This window comes from Pseudidiomarina andamanensis, assembly GCF_009734345.1.
GTDB classification, from domain to species: Bacteria; Pseudomonadota; Gammaproteobacteria; order Enterobacterales; family Alteromonadaceae; genus Pseudidiomarina; species Pseudidiomarina andamanensis.
In genome coordinates this window covers 1493403-1515772 of sequence record NZ_CP032551.1, presented here as the reverse complement: position 1 = coordinate 1515772, position 22370 = coordinate 1493403, and the positions used below count along the sequence as shown (strand labels likewise).

Annotated in this window: 22 protein-coding genes; 11 read left to right on the top strand and 11 right to left on the bottom strand. The window is 47.2% G+C overall.

Annotated features, from left to right (window positions below; translation table 11 throughout):
• The first annotated feature begins 34 nt into the window (after positions 1-34).
• The gene (locus D3795_RS07240; RefSeq protein WP_156267474.1) at positions 35-1315 is read left to right on the top strand and encodes an NAD(P)/FAD-dependent oxidoreductase; all 1281 of its coding nucleotides are present in this window, start codon (positions 35-37) and stop codon (positions 1313-1315) included.
• Here the strand turns inward: D3795_RS07240 and D3795_RS07235 are convergent, their stop codons facing one another.
• Positions 1316-2209, bottom strand: a complete 894-nt coding sequence (locus D3795_RS07235; protein ID WP_156267472.1) for a MaoC/PaaZ C-terminal domain-containing protein — start codon at positions 2207-2209, stop codon at positions 1316-1318.
• Positions 2210-2522: 313 nt separating this feature from the next.
• On the opposite strand from D3795_RS07235, the gene D3795_RS07230 reads away from it, so the two are divergent.
• Entirely contained in the window at positions 2523-3446 is a 924-nt protein-coding gene (locus D3795_RS07230) for a hypothetical protein (protein WP_156267470.1), read from the top strand.
• 77 nt (positions 3447-3523) lie between these two features.
• Here D3795_RS07230 and D3795_RS07225 read toward each other — a convergent pair whose 3' ends face one another.
• On the bottom strand, positions 3524-3781 hold the full coding sequence (locus tag D3795_RS07225) for a hypothetical protein (RefSeq protein WP_156267468.1): 258 nt from the start codon (positions 3779-3781) through the stop codon (positions 3524-3526).
• 197 nt (positions 3782-3978) lie between these two features.
• On the opposite strand from D3795_RS07225, the gene D3795_RS07220 reads away from it, so the two are divergent.
• Complete coding sequence (locus D3795_RS07220; protein ID WP_156267466.1) at positions 3979-4497, top strand: WYL domain-containing protein; 519 nt, start codon at positions 3979-3981, stop codon at positions 4495-4497.
• A gap of 35 nt (positions 4498-4532) precedes the next feature.
• Here D3795_RS07220 and D3795_RS07215 read toward each other — a convergent pair whose 3' ends face one another.
• Positions 4533-4988: a methylated-DNA--[protein]-cysteine S-methyltransferase gene (locus D3795_RS07215; RefSeq protein ID WP_156267464.1), complete on the bottom strand. Its 456-nt coding sequence runs from the start codon at positions 4986-4988 to the stop codon at positions 4533-4535.
• A 113-nt stretch (positions 4989-5101) separates the two neighbouring features.
• On the opposite strand from D3795_RS07215, the gene D3795_RS07210 reads away from it, so the two are divergent.
• Positions 5102-6310 carry an Nramp family divalent metal transporter gene (locus D3795_RS07210; protein WP_156267462.1) on the top strand — a complete coding sequence of 403 codons (1209 nt, stop codon included), beginning with the start codon at positions 5102-5104 and terminating at the stop codon, positions 6308-6310.
• Positions 6311-6312: 2 nt separating this feature from the next.
• On the opposite strand, the gene D3795_RS07205 is transcribed toward D3795_RS07210, so the two are convergent.
• On the bottom strand, positions 6313-7272 hold the full coding sequence (locus tag D3795_RS07205; RefSeq protein WP_156267460.1) for a hypothetical protein: 960 nt from the start codon (positions 7270-7272) through the stop codon (positions 6313-6315).
• A 66-nt stretch (positions 7273-7338) separates the two neighbouring features.
• On the bottom strand, positions 7339-9018 hold the full coding sequence (locus D3795_RS07200; RefSeq protein ID WP_156267458.1) for an NAD-dependent malic enzyme: 1680 nt from the start codon (positions 9016-9018) through the stop codon (positions 7339-7341).
• A gap of 29 nt (positions 9019-9047) precedes the next feature.
• Here D3795_RS07200 and D3795_RS07195 point away from each other — a divergent pair, with 29 nt between their 5' ends.
• Positions 9048-9539, top strand: a complete 492-nt coding sequence (locus tag D3795_RS07195) for an OsmC family protein (protein ID WP_216648942.1) — start codon at positions 9048-9050, stop codon at positions 9537-9539.
• Here the strand turns inward: D3795_RS07195 and D3795_RS07190 are convergent.
• Positions 9528-10223 (bottom strand): 2OG-Fe(II) oxygenase, encoded by a 696-nt coding sequence (locus D3795_RS07190; protein WP_156267456.1) that lies wholly within the window; start codon positions 10221-10223, stop codon positions 9528-9530. The two genes, D3795_RS07195 and D3795_RS07190, sit on opposite strands and share 12 nt — an antisense overlap.
• 2 nt (positions 10224-10225) lie before the next feature.
• A complete protein-coding gene (locus D3795_RS07185) occupies positions 10226-10666 on the bottom strand; it encodes a DUF488 domain-containing protein (RefSeq protein WP_156267454.1) in 441 nt (146 codons plus the stop codon).
• Positions 10667-10789: 123 nt separating this feature from the next.
• Between D3795_RS07185 and gdhA the strand changes: the two genes are divergently transcribed.
• The 3 genes from gdhA (at position 10790) to D3795_RS07170 (ending at position 14394) form a co-directional block, all read left to right on the top strand.
• On the top strand, positions 10790-12142 hold the full coding sequence (gdhA, locus tag D3795_RS07180) for an NADP-specific glutamate dehydrogenase (RefSeq protein ID WP_156267453.1): 1353 nt from the start codon (positions 10790-10792) through the stop codon (positions 12140-12142).
• Positions 12143-12262: 120 nt separating this feature from the next.
• Positions 12263-13702 (top strand): DUF3300 domain-containing protein, encoded by a 1440-nt coding sequence (locus D3795_RS07175; protein WP_156267451.1) that lies wholly within the window; start codon positions 12263-12265, stop codon positions 13700-13702.
• Positions 13703-13719: 17 nt separating this feature from the next.
• Positions 13720-14394, top strand: coding sequence for a DNA-3-methyladenine glycosylase I (locus tag D3795_RS07170; protein WP_156267449.1), 675 nt, complete (start codon positions 13720-13722; stop codon positions 14392-14394).
• Here D3795_RS07170 and gorA read toward each other — a convergent pair.
• Positions 14391-15743 (bottom strand): glutathione-disulfide reductase, encoded by a 1353-nt coding sequence (gene gorA, locus D3795_RS07165; RefSeq protein ID WP_156267447.1) that lies wholly within the window; start codon positions 15741-15743, stop codon positions 14391-14393. The two genes, D3795_RS07170 and gorA, sit on opposite strands and share 4 nt — an antisense overlap.
• Before the next feature lie 126 nt (positions 15744-15869).
• On the opposite strand from gorA, the gene D3795_RS07160 reads away from it, so the two are divergent.
• Positions 15870-16580 (top strand): M48 family metallopeptidase, encoded by a 711-nt coding sequence (locus tag D3795_RS07160; RefSeq protein ID WP_156267445.1) that lies wholly within the window; start codon positions 15870-15872, stop codon positions 16578-16580.
• On the opposite strand, the gene D3795_RS07155 is transcribed toward D3795_RS07160, so the two are convergent.
• Complete coding sequence (locus D3795_RS07155; RefSeq protein ID WP_156267443.1) at positions 16577-18871, bottom strand: S9 family peptidase; 2295 nt, start codon at positions 18869-18871, stop codon at positions 16577-16579. The genes D3795_RS07160 and D3795_RS07155 overlap by 4 nt on opposite strands.
• A 110-nt stretch (positions 18872-18981) precedes the next feature.
• Here D3795_RS07155 and prlC point away from each other — a divergent pair, with 110 nt between their 5' ends.
• The gene (gene prlC / locus D3795_RS07150) at positions 18982-21039 is read left to right on the top strand and encodes an oligopeptidase A (RefSeq protein ID WP_156267441.1); all 2058 of its coding nucleotides are present in this window, start codon (positions 18982-18984) and stop codon (positions 21037-21039) included.
• On the opposite strand, the gene D3795_RS07145 is transcribed toward prlC, so the two are convergent.
• Both D3795_RS07145 and D3795_RS07140 read right to left on the bottom strand, forming a co-directional pair.
• A complete protein-coding gene (locus D3795_RS07145) occupies positions 21014-21238 on the bottom strand; it encodes a DUF2970 domain-containing protein (protein ID WP_156267439.1) in 225 nt (74 codons plus the stop codon). The genes prlC and D3795_RS07145 overlap by 26 nt on opposite strands.
• 6 nt (positions 21239-21244) lie before the next feature.
• Positions 21245-21547: a hypothetical protein gene (locus D3795_RS07140; RefSeq protein ID WP_156267437.1), complete on the bottom strand. Its 303-nt coding sequence runs from the start codon at positions 21545-21547 to the stop codon at positions 21245-21247.
• Between the two features lie 139 nt (positions 21548-21686).
• On the opposite strand from D3795_RS07140, the gene rpe reads away from it, so the two are divergent.
• Entirely contained in the window at positions 21687-22361 is a 675-nt protein-coding gene (rpe, locus tag D3795_RS07135) for a ribulose-phosphate 3-epimerase (RefSeq protein ID WP_156267435.1), read from the top strand.
• Positions 22362-22370 lie beyond the last annotated feature (9 nt).

Genomic DNA, 22370 nt, shown 5'->3' with positions numbered 1-22370 from the left:
TGAACAATATTTGAACAAATCAGGGTGTTTAATCATGGCTCATGTTGCGGTTGTTGGTGCTGGTTTAGGTGGTGTGTCAGTGGCCTTTGAACTACGCGAGAAGCTTGGCAAGCAAGCGAAAATCACTGTCATTGGTGAGGGTGCCGAATTCAATTTTGTCCCTTCCAATCCATGGGTAGCGCTCGGTACACGCAAGCGTGACGATGTGGTGATGCCAATTGGTGATTTCTTTAGCAAGCGAGACATAAAGTTCTCTCCCGCAGGTGTAAAGGAAATCAAGGCCAAAGAAAACACGTTGGTTTTAAACGACGACAGCGAAATTGCTTACGACTATTTAGTGCTGTGTACTGGGCCTAAATTAGACTTCGCGACAGTAGAGGGGGCGGGGCCTGAAGCTGGCGGTTCTCAATCTATTTGTACCGTCGACCACGCGGTAACATCGCATCAAGATTATCTTCAACTGTGCGAAAGCCCAGGCCCCGTCATTATTGGTGCGTTACCTGGTGCGAGTTGCTTTGGTCCCGCTTATGAGTATGTTCTGTCGTTAGAATATGAGCTCCGTAAAAAGAAAATCCGTGATCAAGTTCCCATCACCTTTGTCACGCCCGAGCCGTATATTGGGCATATGGGGCTTGGCGGTGTCGGCGACTCAAAAGGCTTAATGGAACACAAGTTTCGTGAACATGGCATTAAGTGGATTTGTAATGCCAAGATAACAAAGTTAGCGAATGGTACGTGTCACTTTGATGAATTAAACGAAGCCGGTGATGTGATAAAACAGCATCAGATCGACTATAAGCATTCAATGTTCTTACCGCCTTTCAAGGGTTCACCCGCAGTTGCGGCGGTTGAAGAGTTGTGTAATCCAAAAGGGTTCGTTATTACTGACAAACATCAGCGCTCACCCAAATACCTGAATATTTTTGCTGCAGGTGTATGTGTGGCAATTCCGCCTATCGAGGCAACGCCGGTGCCAGTTGGCGCTCCTAAGACTGGTTTAATGATCGAATCGATGACGTCAGCAATTGTATCAAATATCGAGGCGATGGAAGCAGGAAGCGACGAGCTTGTCGAACCAACATTAAGCGCTTTGTGCTTAGCAGACATGGGGAATACAGGAGCTGCCTTCTTAGCCATTCCGCAAAATCCGCCACGCAACCGCAATTGGACCGGCAGTGGCCGCTGGGTGCACTGGGCGAAAGTCGCATTCGAGAAATACTTTATGTATAAAGTGCGTCGCGGTACGTCTGAGCCAATTTATGAGAAGCTTTCGCTACGTTTTATGGGTGTTGAGCGACTCAAATCGAAGAAGTAATTAGTCTTTCGCGAAGCTGAAGCTGCCTTCTAATCTCAGAAGGTGGTCTTCGGCGCCGCAAATTTGATATTGACCACCATGGTTGTCTTCATTCAATTGTTGCCACAAGGATACACGCGCCGGTAGTGGAACAGGGCGTTTAAAAGCGACATCGATTTTGATGACGGGGCGTTTCGCCGCGCGCTCGACTTCCGCTTGCGCGCGACCCGACATATACATGCCGTGGATGATGGGCTGATCAAAGCCGAACCAACGCGATAACAGAGGATGGAGATGGATGGGATTAAAATCGCCTGACAATCGCGCATAGTCACGAGCGACTCTACCTGCTAATTTCCAAGTATCAATTTGTTGCCATTCATCACCCGGCGGTTCGGAAGTTTTATTTTCTTTTGCTCGACGTGGGCGATCAGCTTGCTTTGGCATAACTTGATATTCACTAACGCAGGTTGCGACATGATTATCTTGTTGCCAAAATTCAACCGTAAAAAGCGGACGCAAGCGACGCGGTGACACTTTAGGGCCACGGGCAGGTAGTTTAATTGAAGCTTTTAAAGTAAACCCTTCATCTGCGTCGATAGCATCATGTTGTTCGATGCTATTGCTCACGTGCACCAACCCCGGCGCCGGCCAAGGGAAGTGCTCACCGAGCATCTGTGCTAAATGCACACGTTGCGCCAAACAATAAATTAGCGTTAATGGAACTTCACTGACGAAGCCATTGAATGCTTCATGGTACCGCTTTAATTGCGCAGCAGAAAAAGCTGGCGCACTAAATTCAGCGTCCAACGTTTGTGGCTCTGCAACTTCCTGGTCATTTCTCGCAACGGTAAATAAAGAACGAAAAAACATTCCAGGTAAATTGGGCAATGTAACCGGTTGCTCGACTTGCATTACAGCTTCTTCCTTAAATATATCCACGCAATGTGCATCGACATGAGTCTATATATAGCATAGTTCGGTTTCTATTATACACTCAGATGCGATAACAAGAGACCTTACCAGACCTTCGAATGCGTTCATTCCAGCCATTCTTTTCATAATCTTAACAATATTAACATAAGTGATAATTGCAACAGATATACAGATCTTTTCTACAAAAAGTCTAAATTATGCTCACCTCCATGTTTATGCATTCTGTGAGGGGTTTTACCACCGTCTTAAAGAGATTGTGGGAGTATGTAATTTCTGCCCTGGAGGGCAACCTATGAAAACCGTCTGTTCACTATTGCTTTTGTTAACCAGTGCATTGTTCATGAATCCGATCGCCCATGCAGAACAATGCCAAACCTTATTCGCAGGTCAATCGATTGAAGTAGGATCGGTTTGTGTCGAAAACGATGCTGATAATGTTTATGTCACCTATACCACCGCGGGTGACTGGGAGATGTCTGAGTTGCATTTATTTGTTGGCACTGACTTCAGTCAACTTCCGACAAATAAAAAAGGTAATCCGCAAATCGGACACTTTCCATTTGTTGCTTCAAACGTTGGGCACTCATATACCTTCACTTTGCCGCTAGCAGACTTGGCTGCTACTTGTAGCAGTAATTTCGCCATTGCCGCTCATGCAGTAGTCGGTAACGGAATTTCAACCGAAACAGCATGGGGCGAGGGTGATCGAATTACTTCACAAGGTAGCTGGGCAACTTGGTTTGCTTATCAAGCGACTTGCCCAGATGATGATGATGACGAACCGTTAACTTGTAGTAACACTGAAACAGGTTTTGCCCTCGGACAAGATACTTTTAACAGCTTAAATGTTGGTAATGCTAATCGCTGGGGTTGGCAGCTAACTGTTGTCAACAACGAGAGTGGTTCGACACCCATATATGCCGGTGCAGGTCAAAACAACATCAATAATGGTGATTATGTGGGCGACTTGCAGTATTACTATAGCAATGGAACCTTTTTAGCTACATTTAACGCTGCGTCAGGATATGCATGGAATGCAACGCATCTATACGCCGATGATGTCATCGTTGCAACCACCGCACCAGGCCAATTCGGCAATCAAGAGTCATTTGTTTCGCCTTCTGCAACGTCGCATTACGTTGTGTCAATAATGCCAGCAGATGCTCAAGTGATCTATGTCGTTGCTCACGCTGAAGTCTGCTATATTGCTGAGTAATAGGTGAAATTTAGCGCACCAACTAAAAAGGGACGGGTCATATCCCCGTCCCTTTGTTTTCAAAAAAGAACTAGCAGTTAGCGATTGTCACCATTGTCGTCTTTTTTCTTTGACTTGGTTTTTAGCTTATCGCTTTGTTTCTTACGTTCTTTCTGTAAGGCTTCTTTTTCTGCCTGCATTTGAGCTCGTAACGCTTCCCGTTCGGCTTGAGCTTTGCTTGCTTTATCCTTAGCTTCTTCAGCTGTTTGCTGACCTTTCTGTGCATTTTGGTCTTGTGCCGTCGCTACGTTCACAACGCTTAATGCAAGCAACATCATTAGAGCAAATCGAATCATCTGAACCTCCTATCTGGCGATTTCGAGCGCTAGTCTGGTTAGCCAGCGAAAGTAAGTAAAGCGCTTATTCGACTGATATACAATGTGACATAGGTTGATTTTGCTGTAGTTTTACAAATAGATAACTGATGCGACAGGATTTGACGCAATGTCGAGGTATGATAGATGTCATAACGCAATAGACAAGGAGTTCGTCGGTGCAGAGTGTTTTACGATATCTCATGCTGCTACAACACGTTCCGCGTGAACCGCAGAAAGTAGATGTACAATCGTTGCGAAAAAGACTAGCCGAACATGGGGTGGATGTGAGTGTCCGCACTATTCAGCGGAACTTAAATGAGTTGTCTGAGGTTTTCCCGTTGATTGCCGATGATCGGTCAAAGCCATTCGGCTGGAGTCTCTCAAAAACCGCACCGCATTTACCATTTCCTGATTTGCCTGATAATGCGAATCACGGTTCGTTGGCTCGGGTTAAATTGAAGTGTTCGAATGGCATGTTGAATTTGGTGACTAACAATCCACTTCACCCAGAGCAGCGAATCGAACGCAATGGACTCAGCTTTTTCGTCACATTTGTTCAGCCAGTCACGAAAGATTTGATTGCGTGGATTCTTAGTTGTGGCGAAAACGTTGAGGTGATTGAGCCACATTCGTTACGTGACGAAATTGAAGGGCACGTGGTTCGAATGCACGCGCGCTATAACGGAAAAAGTTAAGGGCGCTCTAAGTTAATAACCTGAGCGCCTTCTCTTCAATCAAATACCGCTCCCTCGTGGTAGAGCAAAAATGCTTTCTTTTCAATACCGCCGGCATAACCGGTGATGCTTCCATCAGCCCCAACAACACGATGACATGGAACCACAATGGCAATAGGGTTCCGGCTGTTTGCCATACCAACAGCGCGATTACCTTTAGGATTATCGATAGCTATCGCAATATCACGATAACTCGCTAATTGACCATACTCTAACGTAGCTAATTGTTTCCAAACGCGGTGTTGGAACTCGGTGCCTTCTGGCTTCAATGGTAAATTGAAACGCTTACGTTTACGGTTGAAATACTCGATTAGTTGCTGCTTTCCAATTCTGGTGACATTGCATGATGGATAGCCATCAGGCTCCGCAAATGCAATTTCACAAATAGACTCGCCGTCACGGCTGCTGATGGTAACAGGGCCGATAGGGCTTTCGAAACTGTCTTGATACATGGCTATCCTAAAATAAGTGATTGGCTGTTACTATTGTTTAGCATGCTACTAACGACGTTGCCAACCGAGAACGTTAGAATACGACAATAACGATAATTAAAAGCGGGTGAAGAATGACAAAACAACGACGATTTAGTATGGGACCTGCGGCCTTAGTTGCGGCCGCATTCATCGGGCCCGGAACCGTTGTCACAGCCTCATTAGCTGGCGCTAATTTCGGCTACGCACTAATGTGGGCGTTGGTTTTCTCCGTGCTGGCAACCATGATTTTGCAAGAGATGTCTGCTCGTCTTGGTGTGGTAACTCAGCAAGGGTTAGGGGAGAATATTCGAGCTGCTATTAAACAACCGTGGTTACGTCAGCTCGTGGTGCTACTGATTTTTGCCGCGGTGATTATCGGTAATAGTGTCTATCAAGGGGGTAATATTAGCGGCGCTCGTATGGGGTTAGTCGGCCTCTTACCTTTTGATGGACAGTATATTCCCATTATTTTGGGAGGTTTAGCCGCTATCATCTTGTGGCAAGGCAGCTACAAAGTCGTGGAAAAAATATTAATTGGTCTGGTATTGCTAATGAGCATCGCCTTTTTAGCAACTTTTATCTTAACCAAACCAGACTGGGCAGCATTATTGACCGGTTTACTTGTGCCTTCGGTGCCAGCCGGCAGTATTTTGATGATTGTGGCGCTAATTGGTACCACAGTAGTGCCTTATAATTTGTTCTTACATGCTTCTAGTTGCGCTGAAAAGTGGCAGTCAGCAGAACAACTTGATGACGCTCGCCGCGATATTTATATCTCAATACCACTGGGAGGGCTTATCTCGCTAGCAATTGTTGCGACTGCTGCTTCGGCATTCTTTGGTAAAGCGTTAACCATTGAGGGCGCTGCTGATCTTGGTCAAGCCTTACAACCACTGTTTGGTGATGCAGCAACAACCTTTATGGCGCTTGGTTTATTTGCCGCAGGATTATCGTCGTCGCTCACGGCACCACTAGCTTCAGCGTATGCATTAAGCGGTGTGCTTGGTTATTCCAACCAACTTAAAGATAAGAAATTCCGTGCCATTTGGATGATTATTCTAACTATTGGCGTTCTCGTAGCATCCTTGGGATTAAAGCCGATTGAAGTCATTATCTTCGCGCAAGTAGCGAATGGCGTGTTATTACCATTTATTGCGGTATTCCTAGTGTGGGTATGCAATCAGCCGCGTCTTGGTCAACATCGGAACTCGTGGCAGCAAAATATATTGGGAATTATCGTGTGTTTTATTGCTACTGGCCTGGGTGCTCGCAGTATTGCTTCGGCATTCGGTTGGCTATAAAGCTACTCGCCAAAGAGTAATTCAATTTCTAAACCAACCATCCATCTGGGCTTGCGTTGTTCGTCGAATGTTTCTCGTGGCCAATGCAAGCCGACCCAGCCTTCCAAAAAAAGCCATTCTCGCTTAAACCGGCTGCGGTGTAATGCCCGCACACCATAATCTTGCATGGGCACATCAAGTTCGGTTTCACCATACCACCACACTTCGCCAGCAATGGCTCGCTCAAAATGGTACATATAATAAAGCTTTTGTGACGCATGCCAGCGAACTCCTTCCGTACGTTCAGCAAACGTTCCCTTTATCCAACTTTTTGAAAACCACTGATCAGAAAGCGCCGCATCAAATTCAAAGGTTTGCGCCACACCAAACCCATCACTATCGCGCCAAAATGCAACACTTTGGGTGAAAAATTCAACATTTTCACCGATTATCGACTCGTATTTGTATCGAGCTCGAAGGTAAGGGTCCAGGGCCAACCCGCCACGAATGCCTGCGCCAAATGAAAGGCTATGTTTGTTACTGACTTGCGGATCAAAACCGAGACCAAGCATCCACTCTTCGTCAGACTGATCGCGTCGAATAACGGACGGACGAGATTGTTGGGTATCGTTGATAAAGTCATCGAAATCGCCACGACCAATGATTGCAGAGAACTTTCTTTCGGCATGCGGAAAGACAACGGTTGCGCGGAAGCTCGAGTCGAGCCGAAAGCCATCGTACTCGTCCCACTCTGGCGTAATTCTCAGGCTGCCTGAGGCTGTATCGTAGGCGTCGGGATCAATATCATCGGCGAAAAACGAGTCGAGCCAAGCCGCAGTGGCATTCACTGAGCTTGTTAAGCCCTCCCGGAACGAGTCGATCGCAGCTTTTTCGTCCTCGGTGGGCTTGTCCGTTTCTTTTGATTGGCCATGAGCTAAAGGTGATACCAGTAGCAGTAGCAGGCCTATAATCCCCCAGCGCATTCGACCTCCTCGTATGGCTATGTATTGAACATACAAGGAAATAGGTCGAATCGCTAGTTGCTTTGACTAAATGCTAACACGCTTATAGCGACGATATTCTGGGTGCCAGAAATTAGCTTCAATACGCTCACGCAGAGTTTCGTCACTCACCTCAAGGGCCAGGCCCTGTTGTTGAGCAACTTTACCGACGTTAAATGCGATTTTTTTACTCAACTCGGCAATGTGCGTAATACCAGGTAATAAACTGTCGCCCTCACCGCGTACGCGCGGTGACTCGTCAGCAAGTGTGTTACTCGCCGCCATCAGCATCTCATCTGAGATAATTCGCGCTTTCACAGCAATAACACCCAAACCAATACCAGGGAAAATATAGCTGTTGTTGCATTGCGCAATCGGATAATCGATACCTTTGAATTTTACTGCATCGAAAGGGCTTCCCGTGGCAATAATCGCCTCACCGTCCGTCCACTCAATCACGTGCGCGGGGTGTGCTTCGATTTGGCGCGAAGGGTTTGAAAGCGGGAAGATGATTGGTTTTTCGGTATACTGGTGCATGGCGCGAATGACCTGCTCCGTGAACAATCCCGGTTGACCTGAAACCCCAATTAAAATACCTGGCTTGGCGCAGTGCATCACATCAAGTAGCGATGCATAATCGCCACTGTGTTGCCAATCAGCAAGGTTTTCTAGTGGCTGCGCTAGCGCTTGTTGGAAGTCACGCAAATCGCTCATGCCTTCGGTTAGCAAGCCAAACCGATCGACCATGTAAATATTACGGCGCGCTTGCTCGTCGGTTAGCCCTTCGGCCACCATTTGCTGAATGATCTGCTCAGCAATACCGCAGCCAGCTGAACCAGCACCAACAAAGGCAACTTTTTGATCTTTTAATTGCACACCTTTGCTACGACAAGCGGCTAACAGCGTACCAACAGTGACAGCTGCTGTGCCCTGAATATCGTCATTAAAGCAGCAGTAGTCATCACGATATTTCCGTAGCAGCGGCATGGCATTCGGTTGCGCGAAATCTTCAAACTGAATCATGGCTTCTGGCCAACGACGGCGTGCCGCCTGCATAAACCGATCAACAAACGCATTATATTCACTTTGATCAATACGCTTATGACGTGCACCCATGTACATCGGGTCGTTCAATAGTTTTTCGTTGTTGGTACCAACGTCTAAACATACAGGCAAGGTATAGGCTGGGCTGATACCGCCGCACGCTGTATATAAGCTTAATTTACCAATCGGAATGCCCATACCTCCGATACCTTGGTCACCAAGACCAAGAATGCGCTCACCATCGGTCACGACGATCACTTTGACTTTACGCTTCGTGGCATTACGCAGAATATCTTCCATTTGCTCACGGTCATCGTAAGAAATAAATAATCCACGAGAACTGCGATAAATATCAGAGAATTGTTCGCACGCATCGCCTACAGTTGGGGTATAGATAATCGGCATCATCTCTTCAAGATGTTGCTGCAGCAGACGGTAGAACAAGGTCTCGTTATTATCTTGAATCGCACGCAAATAAATATGTTTATTAATTGCAGTGTCAAAACTTGAATACTGCATGTAACAGCGCTTAACCTGCTCTTCAATGGTTTCGTACCGAGGCGGTAATAAGCCGGTTAGGTTAAACGCAGCTCGCTCTTCTCGGGTGAACGCGCTACCTTTGTTTAATAGCGGCGTTTCAAGCAAATTAGGGCCTGCATAAGGAATATACAGCGGATTCTTCATGAATCATTCTCCTCGCGCGACGTGATGACATGATTGAATCGGTAATTATTGCAGAAAAACTGGAGGAACACATGGAAAATCCGGCATTCGAAGTAAAACTTGCGTTGATTGATAACTATAAGTTTGAAGTCGATTTTGGTGAGTTTGGGCAAATCATTACCGACGAACACGAACCAGTAGGTCACGGCGAGGGGCCAGGACCGAGCCAGCTGTTAGCGGCGGCCGTTGCAAATTGTTTGGCGGCGAGTTTAATGTTCGCTATTCGCAAATTCAAAGGTGACCCAGGTAAAGTCACGGCGAAGGTTCAAGGTGATATGGAACGCATAGATGGCCGCTTGCGCATTAGTGCCATGCAAGTTGAATTAAACCTTGGGCAAGCGGCCGATCAAATTGACAAGCTAGACCGGGTACTCGAGCAATTTGAAAACTTCTGTGTCGTCACACAAAGTGTCCGTAATGGCATCCATGTTGACGTCACGGTGCTAGATGACGCTGGTCAAGTGTTGAAATCACCCGAATAGCTGTTTACCTGAGTTCATGAGAATCCAGCTGGTAAGAATGTATTTATCATTCGATACCGGTACCGTCCCGCGATGGGTGTGAGTGAAATAGCCGGGTGCTATCACCATACGCCCGCGCTTGGGCTTAATGCTGCGCTGTTGATAATAAAAATCAGTGGTGCCGCCCTCATCCACATCGTTTAAATAAAACATGAACAATAAACTACGATGTAATGCCTCGACACTGTTCTTCTCTGGAAACACTTCACAGTGCCAGTAATTATAATTGCCTTGGTTTTTTAAGTATTTCTGCGCTTGAATAGGGCCCAGTCGGTAAAGTAACTGCATGTACGCTTGTTCATTTCCAGCAACCACTTCATCGAAGTTTTCATGAGTTAGATTCACCGGTTCGCCAGTTTTTGGGTGCTTAACCTTCAGGGCTACCGGGGCAATCAGCGCAAAGTGATATTTTTTGAAATACTCTAACGCGTATCGCGTCGTAATATCACATATTGTGCGTAGGTCATCGGCATAGTCTGGGTATTGATTGAGATAGAGGTCTTCGCTTTTCTTTTTGTCGGTATCAATACCACCACCGGTGCGGCCTTGCTGCTTATGCGGGCTTTGCTCGAAGCGTTGAATAAAGTGCTCACAAAACTTGGCAGGCAAAGCGTCGTCATAAACTTCAATAAAATCTGTTGTCACGGTTATCCCCAATAGTTGAAATCTTTACCAAAGCACACCGGCGAGCTCAGGTTGTTGCCATCGGCTTCTTGGTCTTCTAATTTGAGTGCCTCAATAATGGCATGTTTTAGCACTGGAAGGTGGGAATGTTCAAATGACTTTACCGCACTTAGCAACGTTACTTGAGATTGTCGAGCATAGCGAAGGAGTGGCGTTAAGTTATTCGGGTTAGCACTGAGCTCGTCGAAATAACGCTTAGCAAAGGTTTCAAACTCAATTTTGTTTGCGTGATACGCTTTGCGTAGTTCATTCGAAGGGCAAGCTTCTTTGCACCAGTCATGATGCGATAGCGCTTCTTTCTTTACCCCACGCGGCCATAGTCGGTCAACCAATATGCGAATACCATCGCTATCCTCTGCTTCGTCATAAACGCGTTTGAATTTTATCGAGTATGAAGTAGTCATTTAATGCCTAATTGCTAGTTATTGATTGAATGAATTGTCTTAATTATGAGCTTTTTCCTTTTTTTAGCCGTTCTAAGAGACTAATGTTAATAACACTTTTAATGCACAAAAAAGGACCCGTGTATGACATATATTCACGATACCATTGAACAATTGCAACAGACTAGCCCAGCGCAAACCGAGTTCTATCAAGCCGTAGAAGATGTACTCGAGAGTTTAGAGCCAATTCTAGAGCAGCATCCAAAGTATCGTGAACAAGCCATCATTGCCCGTCTTGTTGAACCGGAACGTCAAATTATGTTTCGGGTACCGTGGCTTGACGATAATGGCCAAGTACACGTGAATAAAGGGTACCGAGTAGAATTTAATTCTGCATTGGGACCTTACAAAGGGGGGTTGCGCTTTCACCCCAGTGTTAATGGTTCGATTATTAAGTTTCTTGGCTTTGAGCAAATCTTTAAAAATGCGCTAACTGGTTTACCCATCGGTGGTGGTAAAGGGGGCGCTAATTTTGACCCGAAAGGGAAATCAGATGCTGAGATCATGCGATTTTGTCAATCGTTCATGTCCGAACTATTTCGACATATAGGCCCAAGAACGGACGTTCCGGCAGGTGATATTGGCGTTGGCACCCGCGAGCTTGGCTATTTGTTTGGGCAATATAAACGTCTTGCGAATACCTTTGATGGTGTATTAACCGGAAAAGGTCTGGCTTGGGGCGGCTCACTGGTGCGCAAAGAGGCAACCGGATTTGGTTGTGTTTATTTTGCCAATTACATGATGGCGGACCGCGATGAGGAACTTGAAGGAAAGCGTTGCGCTGTATCTGGTTCAGGCAACGTCGCCATTTATACCATGGAAAAGCTCTATGAACTTGGTGCGAAGCCAGTCACGTGCAGTGATTCATCAGGCACAATTTATCATCAAGCCGGTATTGATCTCGACTTAGTAAAACGCTTGAAAGAGCAGCAACATGCCCGTTTAGAAAAATACTTAGAAACGCACTCTGACGCCGAATACACGCCACGCGAAGACTATCCTGAGAATGGTCATCAAGTTTGGCGCTATGAAGTTGATTTAGCCTTTCCATGCGCGACGCAGAATGAAGTAACGCAAAACGATATTGAATGCTTATTAGAAAATGGCTGTTTAGGCATCGCCGAAGGTGCGAATATGCCGCTGACCGAAGCTGCTTTCGATACGGTGCAACAAAGTTCAATCGCCTACGGACCGGGTAAAGCCGCTAACGCCGGCGGTGTCGCGACCAGTCAGCTAGAAATGGCGCAAAACGCCAGTATGCAACGCTGGACGTTTGAACAAGTGGACGAGCGTTTAAAGCAAGTCATGAAGAATATTTATCGCGATATTTCCCACACCGCTGAAGAGTACGGAAAGCCACGAAATTTAGTGCTCGGAGCAAACATCGCCGGATTTAAGCGAGTTGCGGATGCGATGTTAGAGCAAGGCCTTGTATAATCAACTGGTTAACCTAATCTTTACAAAAAATAATTGTTTAGATGAAACTAAATTGCTCAGAATTGCGACTAAACTAGTAACTGATAGCTTTCCGCTATCTGCCGTTTGGAGGCATTTACAATGCAGATTCACCAATTTAAGCGTGGTTTCAGTGCTGTCGCAATGTTGTGTGCAATGGGAGTCACCGGACTCGCTATTGCACCTCAAGTAGCCCAGGCTGAAACGTCACAACAGCAAGTTGTCTATTATTCGAAAGCTGAATTAGATCGGCTGCTTGCCCCAATTGCGCTGTATCCCGACAGCCTACTGTCGCATGTACTTATTGCCGCAACGTATCCATTGGAAGTGGTTGAAGCGGAGCGCTGGGTGCGTCGCCATGAGCATTTATCTCCACAGCAGGCTTTAGAGCGTGCCGCTGGCGAAACGTGGGATGCAAGTGTGAAAGCTCTTGTCGGTACACCTGAAGTGCTGAAACAAATGAGCGATGATTTGCAGTGGACACAAGCTGTCGGCGAGGCATTTCTGGCACAGCAAGATGAGGTGCTAGAACGCGTGCAAGTGCTGCGTGATGACGCATATGTAGCAGGTAATTTGCGCTCCAATGAGCACGTCAATGTTGCCCGTGAAGATCGCACCATCGTGATCGAAAACGTTCGTCGTGAAGTGGTTTATGTACCTTACTATGACCCACGTGTGGTGTATGGCTCGTGGCGCTGGCATGATTACCAGCCAGTTTTCTGGTCGCGCCCAACACTCACTGTGAGTATTGGCTCAGGAATTTACTGGGGTATTAGTTACTCGATACCAAGCCGTTATTATTTTAGTCACTTCTATTGGCCGCAACGTTATGTGGTGATCAATCATCATTATTATCGTGAGCCGCCGAAAAAACGTCGTGATTATTATATGACGGGCAAAGATAGCAAACGCTGGTATCACAACCCACGCCATCGCCGTGGGGTTGATTATCGCCATCGTGATCTGCAGCCGGAGCGCCCGAAATACTATATGGTCAGCGGTGGTAAATTCGGTCGTGATGAAATTGTCAGACCTCAAGTGTCGCAGCGAGCTCTGAATAATCAGCGTGTAATGACGTCACCGCGTACACAATCGGCGCAACCGCAGGTTACTACTCGAAATGTTGTTGCCCAGCGCAATAAACGTCCAGAACAAGACCGCATTGTGCGTACGTTGCGCGATAGAAAACCCGCGCATGTGGCGGCGAAATCGCGACCTGAAGTGAAGGTGACACCACGCAATAAATCGCCTCAGTGGGGTGACTCAGTGGCACGTGAACGAAATGTTCGCATTCAACCTAAGGTGAAAAATCGAGACGTACGTGAGCCATACATGCGAACGCCGAAACAATCTCAGTTGAGTCAACCGACTGTGAGAGTGACGCCGCGGGCAACGCCGAAGCCCAGCTATCAACAGCCTCGTGCGGCAGTGAAAAGCGCGCAGCGTTATGATAAACCGGTGAAAGCTACGCCGCGTGGTCAGGTCAACCGGCCGGCAAACTCAAACAATCGAGCTAAGCATAACCGCATGCAGGATTATTAAGGATACCTAGCGGAACAATGAAATTTGATTATTTCTATGAACGCGCGATGAAACGTCATGGCGGTGAACAAGCGGTTAAACAGCGCATGCCAAAGCTGGCAACGAAAGCTGAACTTTTGGAAATCTCTGATAACCAGGTGCTTGCTGAAATGACCCGCTGTGTGTTTCGTGCCGGTTTCGCGTGGCGTGTTATTGAAAATAAATGGGCCGGGTTTGAAGCGGCTTTTGCTGGATTTTTACCACTGTACTGGCAACAAGTGCCACCAGAGCGAATTGATGAGCTGGCGCGTGACGAACGTATTGTGCGCAATCTACAAAAAATTGCGACGGTTCCGGTAAATGCTCGCATGATTGTTGAAGTTACTGAGCAGCACGGTAGTTTTGGGAAATTTTTGGCGCAATGGCCGTCAGCAGAACAAGCTGAGCTTTTGCGGTTCTTTAAAAAGCATGGCGCTCGCTTAGGTGGCACGGCTGCACAGCACGTACTTCGACGTCTTGGGTGGGATGGGTATTTACTAACTCCAGATAACCTAACGGCGTTGCGGAATCACAAATTGCTCGATGCGTCGCCATATAGCCGTCGCGGCGCAAAGCAAATTCAAGATACGTTTAATCAGTGGCATAACGAGACAGGGCTGCCATACAGCCATCTGTCTCGTATTTTGTCCATGACGATTGATGTAAAAGGTTAGCGTAGCGTCACAAACTCTTCAGCGCTGGTTGGATGAAGTGCAACCGTGGCATCGAAATCGGCTTTGGTTGCGCCCATCTTCATAGCGACGGCAAAGCCTTGTAGAATTTCATCCATGCCTTCGCCGATACCGTGTAGACCAATCACACGCTCTTCAGGGCCAACGCAAACGAGCTTGAAAGTACTCAACGCGCGGTGTGGGGTGACGGCATTGTACATCGCTGCAAACTGCGAACGATATACCGTCACGTTATCACCATGCACTTCGCGAGCTTCGGCTTCGGTTAAGCCAACGGTACCAATGGTTGGATGGCTAAACACGATGGTAGGAATTTGGCTGTAATCCATGTGTGCATCTGGCATATCTTTATTAAACAAGCGCTCTGCTAACAGGCGACCTGCCTTAATAGCTACCGGCGTGAGCTGTGCTTCACCAGTAATATCGCCCACCGCATAAATACCTTTGACATTGGTGTTTTGATACTTGTCGGTACGAATAAACCCATGGGCATCGGCGGTCACGCCGGCCGCTTCGAGGTTGATTTTATCGGTAGCTGGTTCACGACCAATCGCCCAAACTAAGCAATCGACGCCTTCAATGGATTCACCATTATCACAATGAATAGTAAGTAAACCATCGTCATTCTTTTCGACACGCTCAACAACACAACCGGTATGAAGCTGCGGACCGTCTTGTTTGAGACGCTCAAGTAAGGCATTGGTAATATCGTGATCAAAGTAACGCAATGGTCGGTCACCACGCACCAATAAATGCGCGTCAGTGCCCAGTGCATGCAACACGCCAGCAATTTCTACAGCAATGTAACCGGCGCCAATAACAACCGCTTTGTTAGGACGCTCGTTTAAGGCAAAGAAGCCATCTGAATCGATACCATATTCGGCACCCGGCACGTCAGGAATAATGGCTCGGCCGCCAACCGCGATGGTAATATGGTCGGCGGTAATACGCTCGCCGTTGACTTCAACGGTGCGTGAGTCTACAAAGCGCGCAAAGCCTTCGATATATTCCACGCCGTTGCTCTCAAAACCACGTTTGTAACCGCCGTGAATGCGTTCAATGTAAGCCTCGCGGTTTTTGACTAAGGTGCTCCAATCAAAACCTTTTTGTTCAATATCAAAGCCGTAAGCCGAGCTATATTTAATGGCTTCGGCAATATGTGCGCCATACCACATGACCTTTTTCGGAACGCAACCAACGTTAACACAAGTTCCGCCCACCGCTTTGGCTTCGATAACGGCTGCTTTAGCACCGCGAATTGCTGCTCGGTTAGCTGATGCAATGCCGCCGCTACCGGCGCCAATGGCAAGATAATCATAATGTCGGGTCATGTGTTCAACTCCTGTGACATGCTAGAGTAATGGTTCATAATGTGAATCAGGCTATGATCGCCGAAAAAGACAGCGGGTGCAATGCAACAGCCCGCCAATGACCAGAATTAACCAACGAAAAAACCGATGAGCCTTATCTACCAAATCAATCGCAGTAAAAAACGACGCAACTTGGCTTTGAAGGTTGCGCAAGGAAAATTGGAAGTACAGGCTCCTTGGCATATGTCAGAGGCGATCATTGCCGATTTCGTGCAACAAAAGCATGAGTGGATTTCGAAGCATCTAAACCGCCAGCAGCAGCGGCTTGAAAGCTTAACGCCTCGTGAATGGCAGTCGGGCGAACGCTTGCGCTGGCTTGGACAACCGCTAAAACTCAAAGTAGCCGTCGCCACGAGGAAAACTGCGGAACGCTATGGCAGTGAGTTGTTTGTAACCACTACGGCGCGGAGTAATCAGGAATACGAACCCAAACGTACCGTAATTAATTGGTATAAATCGGAAGCGTTAACATGGCTTGATGCTTTTTTTGCGTCGTGGCCAAGCTCGCACGAGTTGAATCCCGCGGGCTGGTCGGTAGGTGACTTCACCAGTAAATGGGGGCATTGCACACGTAAACGCGAATTGCGTTTTACCTGGAAGCTATGGCTTGCGCCAGAATGGGTTGTACGCAATGTGGTAATTCATGAGCTTTGCCATTTGCGTGAATTTAATCATAGTAAAGCGTTTTGGCAACTGGTGGCGAGTCACTCGCCGGATTATGAAGAGGCAGAGCAATGGTTGCGTCAGCACGGCGTGACCGTGCTGAACAACCACTATTTAGACTACAGTGACGATTAAGGCGCGTTCACCGGTAAATTCTCCTTCAAGAATTCAACCATCATCGTACGCAAATGTTGCGTGGTGCCTTTGCCTTCGCTAATGCCGTGGGTACGGTTTGGATAGGCAAAATAATCGAATTGCTTGCCGTGCTTGATCAATTCATTCACTAAGCGTTCTGAGCCCTGAAAATGCACATTATCATCGCCAGTGCCGTGTACCAGTAGCAACTCACCTTGCAGATTTTCTGCGTGGGTAATCGCTGACGTTTCGCGATATCGGTCGGCTGACTCTGGCAACAAGCCTGAATAACGCTCCTGATAAATCGTATCGTAAAGGGTGAGATCAGGCACTGGCGCTAACGCCATACCGACATGGTAGGCTTCAGGGTAACGGAACAGCGCGTTTAAGGTTTGCGAACCACCACCACTGTGGCCCCAGATGCCGACGCGATTACCATCAATGAAATCCCAACGCTTTAACATGGCTTGCAGTGCGTCATGTTGATCACGAACGGTAATGTCACCTAGGTTTTTATAGATTGAGCGACGCCATTCGAAACCGCGTGGCGAACGAGTACCACGGTTATCAACTGAGGCAACAATGTAGCCTTGCTGAGTTAAGTAGGTATGAAACAAGAAGCGCTCACCGCCCCAGCTATTTGAAACGGTTTGTCCCCAAGGTTCACCGTAAACGTAGAACACGATTGGATATTCTTTACTGGCATCAAAGTCAGCTGGCTTCATTAGAAAGCCATCGAGCTTCAAGCCATCTTGTGCTTCCACTTGAAAGAATTCAAACATACCGCGTTTCAATTTATCAAACGCATCTTGCGCATTCTGATTGTCTTTGATGACACGAATACGGCGATGCTCAGGCAGTGAAATCATGTCGACCACAGGCATGCTATCAACGTCTGAATACGTGTGTACAGCGTACTTCGCGTCAGCTGATAACTGATAACCATGAGTTCCTGATTGGTCTGGCGTTAACCGCTCAAGCTTGCCGCTGCCATCAAGGCTCGCGCGGAACAAGTAGCGCTCTAACGGTGTTTCAGGTGATGCGATAAAGTAAACCCAGCCGTCGTTTTCATTAATTTGCAGCACTTCGATAACGTCCCAGTTGCCGCGGGTGATTGTGCTCAAACGCCCAGTATCGCGCTGCACCACATAAATATGACGGAATCCGCTGCGTTCGCTCAACCAGGTAAATGATTTGCCGCCGTCAATAAACTGCAGGTCATCAACATACTCAGCCCAGCTCTCAGTCACTTCTTGTAGCAACTCACGCACCGCACCAGAGCGGGCGTTGGCAAGATAAGCGGTATTGACTGCTTGTGAGCGAGTTAATTGCTGAATCAATAGTTGTGAGCTATTACCTGCCCACTGCATCCGGACTAAATAATTTTGACGCGGGTCGCCTGGTATCTTCATCCATGTTGTATCACCACCATTAGCTGGCATCACACCAATGCGCATGGCTGCATTGGTTTCACCAACCTTCGGATAAGGAAACTGTTTCAGCGTTGGATACAACGAATCGGTGTTATTGATCATGGTAAACAGCGGCGTGCCTTCGGTATCCAACTGCCAATAAGCAATTGATTTGCCATCAGGACTCCAGCGGAAGCCATCACGTAAGAAAAACTCTTCTTCGTTGACCCAGTCAAAGGTACCGTTAACGATGGTCTCGTTACCGTCTTCGGTCAGCTGCGTGATTTTATTTGAGCTCAAATCTTCAACATAGATGTTGTTTTTCATCACGTAAGCAACACGGGTTGCCTGCGGGTCAAACTTTGCAAACTGTAATGTCGACGCTTCCGCGTTGCCGCCAAGCTTCTGAAGGCGCTTGGTTGATAAGTTATATACCCAATAATCACCGAGGGTGTGAGTACGCCATGAACGTTTTGTGTTGGTGAAAATTAAGAGTTTTTTACCGTCTTCAGACCAACTGTAATCCGCAACGTTTAACGGTTCTTCGGTTGCACTCGGGCGTAAGTTTTCTGCCTCTACAAGTACTGTGCGTTGCTGTGTTTCAGGGTGATATCGAACCAGATCTTGGCCGCCATTCTCAGCGGTTTCAAGAACGGTATAACCACTGCCGTTAGCAAGCCAACGCGTTGGGCCAACGCCGCGTGCGTTGAATTTACCTTCACCATATAACTCGTCGAATTTTACCGCCTCAGAGCCTTGCGGCGATGACGTAGCGTTAGTATCACTCATGCTCGGTAACGAGCTACAACCAGTGATGAAAATCGCTGCAGTCACTGCAGTGAAAGTTTGGCGTAGCCAATAGGATGTGTTTTGTGTCATTGTAATTCCCTGTTGTTAAGTGTCGACCTTGATATTAGGCCGAGCACCCCATATCTAATTTCTAGAAAATCAGAACAAAAGTATTCACGCATTATTCAAGAGGAAGCTCCATGAGTCAAAACCCTTTGCTCAGCGATTACCATTTACCGCCATTTGATGCGATTCAACCTGAGCATATTGTGCCGGCGATTGAGCAGCGTATTCGTGATTGTAAGGCCACTATTGCTGAGGTTATCGAGAAGGGTGATTTTACGTGGGATGGCCTCGTTGAACCCCTTGAGCAAGTGGATGACTTGTTGGAGCGCAGCTGGTCACCGATCTCGCACTTAAACGCTGTGGTTAGCTCAAAAGAATTACGCGAAGCGCATGATCAATGTCTGCCGTTATTATCTGAATATGGCACTTTCGTGGGACAGCATGAAGGGCTGTATCTTGCCTTTAAATGGCTAAAAGAAAGCAAGGAATTCAATCAGTTGACCGAAGCGCAGCGTAAAGTCATTACCGACACGTTACGAGACTTTGAACTTTCAGGCATCGCTCTGCCGGCAGATAAAAAGAAACGTTATGCTGAGATTCAAACCAAGTTGTCAGAGCTTTCGTCGCAGTTTAGCAATAACTTACTCGACGCAACCGACGGGTGGCACTATTTGGTCACCGATGAGAGCGAGTTAGCAGGTTTGCCGGAAAGCGCTGTGGCTGCAGCGAAAGCGGCGGCTGAAGAGCATGAGCAGGAAGGTTGGCGCTTCGGGTTAGATTTTCCGAGCTATTTGCCAGTCATGACTTATGCCGATAACAGTGAATTACGGCGTACATTATATGAAGCTTTTACCACACGCGCGTCTGAGCAAGGGCCGCAAGCAGGGCAATTCGATAATTCGAAGATTATGGCCGAAACCTTGGCACTGCGCCATGAGTTGGCCGTTTTACTCGGCTTTGAGAATTATGCAGCACTGTCGTTAGCGACAAAAATGGCCGAATCAACGACGCAGGTCGAGCAATTTCTACAAGACTTAGCACAGCGTTCTTTGCCACAGGCGCGCGCAGATTATCAAGAAGTACTTAATTTTGCGCATGAAGAATATGGCGTGAATGATTTGGATGCGTGGGATGTTGCTTACTATAGCGAGAAGTTGAAACAGCAACGTTATGCAATTTCGGATGAGCAACTACGCCCTTACTTCCCAGAAAACCAAGTGGTTAAAGGGCTGTTCAACGTTGTCCAAACACTGTTCGGCATTCGTATTGAAGAGCAAGATACCGTCTCTGCGTGGCATCCGAATGTGCGCTACTTTGTGATTACTGATAACAATGGTGACGTGCGCGGCAGCTTCTTTTTAGATTTGTATGCGCGTTCAGGCAAGCGTGGTGGTGCTTGGATGGCTGAGTGCGCGGTGCGACGAGTTACTGCTAGCCATGCGTTACAGTTACCGGTTGCCTATCTCACCTGTAACTTTAATAAGCCAGTCGGTGACAAGCCGGCGTTGTTTACCCATGACGAAGTGCTGACGCTATTCCATGAGTTTGGTCATGGCCTGCACCATATGCTGACGAAAGTAGATGTTGCTGGTGTATCAGGAATCAATGGTGTGGCTTGGGATGCAGTTGAATTGCCGTCGCAATTTTTAGAGAACTGGTGCTGGGAACCGGAAGCATTAGCGATGATTTCAGGTCACTATGAAAGTGGTGAACCATTGCCTCAAGAGCTATTGGATAACATGCTGGCAGCGCGAAACTTCCAATCGGCGATGCAAATGGTTCGACAGTTAGAATTTAGCTTGTTCGATCTGCGTATTCATCGCGACTACAACCCGGAGCAAGGTGATACCATTCAATCGACGTTGGATGCCGTGCGCGATGAGGTTGCTGTACGTAAACCGCCAACCTACAACCGCTTCCAACATAGTTTTGGGCATATTTTTGCAGGGGGCTATGCCGCTGGTTACTACAGCTATAAGTGGGCTGAAGTATTATCCGCCGATGCATATTCGCGCTTTGAAGAAGAGGGCATTTTCAATCGCGAAACAGGACAGGATTTCTTGCGTGCAATTTTAGAACGCGGTGGCTCACGCGAAGCGATGGAATTATTTAAAGAGTTTCGTGGCCGTGAACCGCAAGTAGATGCGTTGCTACGCCATTCCGGAATTACGAGCTTGGGACAACCCAGCTAACCACCAACACGAGCGTTAGCACAAACAAGATGACAAATACGGCACCGACCGCGACGTAAATCACTGGATTACCGTGATTGAAATCGCGCTGTCGGTTTTTGTCAGACTGCACGCCAAACAAAGCAGCGAGCACGCTGATGATAATGTCTATAACGGAGGGTTTATTAGGTTGTTTAACTTTTGTCTTCGTTAAAGACATCACGACTTAACCATTAATTGGACGGTTATAGTCACGCTTGCTTGATTCTGATGAACCAAACAGTAATTCGAATAAATCTAAGAAATGAAATTGGGTTGAACGACTTTTACCACTGAACCAACTACTCCAAGTCACACTTTGCTGTTGCGCTTGGCAAACTTGTTGAGCATTGGGTTGTTCGCTATTTTGCATCAGTGCTTGGCATTCTTCGAGAGACTTGCTGGTCTGTGTATGCCACGCAGAAGCTCCCATTGCGCTAGTGAGCACAATGCTTGTAGCCACAATGACTGACATTGCTGACAGTTTCATGGGAACCTCCGGTTAATAAATGAACTCATAAAATAGCAGGAAAAAGGCACCAGTGCCAAGCTAATTCACGCATTTTTTTGACTGCTAAGCGCACTAACCTTTGGTACACTATAGCGACTTTTTGACAGGTGAGGTGCCTATGCGCGACTTTCTAATCGCACCATCAATATTATCAGCAGATTTTGCGCGGCTCGGTGAAGAGGTAGAGAACGTGCTTTCTGCTGGCGCAGACGTTGTTCATTTCGATGTAATGGATAACCATTTCGTTCCCAATTTAACCATTGGCCCGATGGTGTGCAAAGCGTTGCGTGACTATGGAATTACCGCACCGATTGATGTGCATTTAATGGTGCAACCTGTTGATAGAATGATTGATGATTTTGCTGAGGCTGGCGCTTCAATTATTACTTTTCATCCAGAGGCATCAACTCATATCGACCGCTCTTTACAGCAAATCAAAGCCGCAGGTTGCCAAGCTGGTTTAGTGTTTAACCCAGCCACTCCCCTTCATTATCTCGATTACGTATTGGATAAAGTTGATGTCATCTTATTGATGTCGGTAAACCCAGGCTTTGGCGGGCAAGCCTTTATCCCGGCTACCTTAGATAAATTGCGCCAAGCGCGACAAATTATTGATGCTAGCGGACGCGACATTCGCCTTGAAATTGATGGCGGCGTGAAAGTCGATAACATTGCTGAAATAGCAGCTGCGGGCGCCGATATGTTCGTTGCCGGTTCAGCCATTTTCAATCAACCTGATTATGCGCAAGTGATTGACGAAATGCGTCAGCAGCTTGCGACAGTAGTTAAATAACGGAACACA

Excerpts from the sequence above, each read along its gene's own strand:
- D3795_RS07240 (WP_156267474.1), top strand. The coding sequence starts at position 35 with ATGGCTCATGTTGCGGTTGTTGGTGCTGGTTTAGGTGGTGTGTCAGTG.
- D3795_RS07235 (WP_156267472.1), bottom strand. The coding sequence starts at position 2,209 with ATGCAAGTCGAGCAACCGGTTACATTGCCCAATTTACCTGGAATGTTT.
- D3795_RS07230 (WP_156267470.1), top strand. The coding sequence starts at position 2,523 with ATGAAAACCGTCTGTTCACTATTGCTTTTGTTAACCAGTGCATTGTTC.
- D3795_RS07225 (WP_156267468.1), bottom strand. The coding sequence starts at position 3,781 with ATGATTCGATTTGCTCTAATGATGTTGCTTGCATTAAGCGTTGTGAAC.
- D3795_RS07215 (WP_156267464.1), bottom strand. The coding sequence starts at position 4,988 with ATGTATCAAGACAGTTTCGAAAGCCCTATCGGCCCTGTTACCATCAGC.
- D3795_RS07210 (WP_156267462.1), top strand. The coding sequence starts at position 5,102 with ATGACAAAACAACGACGATTTAGTATGGGACCTGCGGCCTTAGTTGCG.
- D3795_RS07205 (WP_156267460.1), bottom strand. The coding sequence starts at position 7,272 with ATGCGCTGGGGGATTATAGGCCTGCTACTGCTACTGGTATCACCTTTA.
- D3795_RS07200 (WP_156267458.1), bottom strand. The coding sequence starts at position 9,018 with ATGAAGAATCCGCTGTATATTCCTTATGCAGGCCCTAATTTGCTTGAA.
- D3795_RS07195 (WP_216648942.1), top strand. The coding sequence starts at position 9,048 with ATGATTGAATCGGTAATTATTGCAGAAAAACTGGAGGAACACATGGAA.
- D3795_RS07185 (WP_156267454.1), bottom strand. The coding sequence starts at position 10,666 with ATGACTACTTCATACTCGATAAAATTCAAACGCGTTTATGACGAAGCA.
- gdhA (WP_156267453.1), top strand. The coding sequence starts at position 10,790 with ATGACATATATTCACGATACCATTGAACAATTGCAACAGACTAGCCCA.
- D3795_RS07175 (WP_156267451.1), top strand. The coding sequence starts at position 12,263 with ATGCAGATTCACCAATTTAAGCGTGGTTTCAGTGCTGTCGCAATGTTG.
- D3795_RS07170 (WP_156267449.1), top strand. The coding sequence starts at position 13,720 with ATGAAATTTGATTATTTCTATGAACGCGCGATGAAACGTCATGGCGGT.
- gorA (WP_156267447.1), bottom strand. The coding sequence starts at position 15,743 with ATGACCCGACATTATGATTATCTTGCCATTGGCGCCGGTAGCGGCGGC.
- D3795_RS07160 (WP_156267445.1), top strand. The coding sequence starts at position 15,870 with ATGAGCCTTATCTACCAAATCAATCGCAGTAAAAAACGACGCAACTTG.
- D3795_RS07155 (WP_156267443.1), bottom strand. The coding sequence starts at position 18,871 with ATGACACAAAACACATCCTATTGGCTACGCCAAACTTTCACTGCAGTG.
- prlC (WP_156267441.1), top strand. The coding sequence starts at position 18,982 with ATGAGTCAAAACCCTTTGCTCAGCGATTACCATTTACCGCCATTTGAT.
- D3795_RS07145 (WP_156267439.1), bottom strand. The coding sequence starts at position 21,238 with ATGTCTTTAACGAAGACAAAAGTTAAACAACCTAATAAACCCTCCGTT.
- D3795_RS07140 (WP_156267437.1), bottom strand. The coding sequence starts at position 21,547 with ATGAAACTGTCAGCAATGTCAGTCATTGTGGCTACAAGCATTGTGCTC.
- rpe (WP_156267435.1), top strand. The coding sequence starts at position 21,687 with ATGCGCGACTTTCTAATCGCACCATCAATATTATCAGCAGATTTTGCG.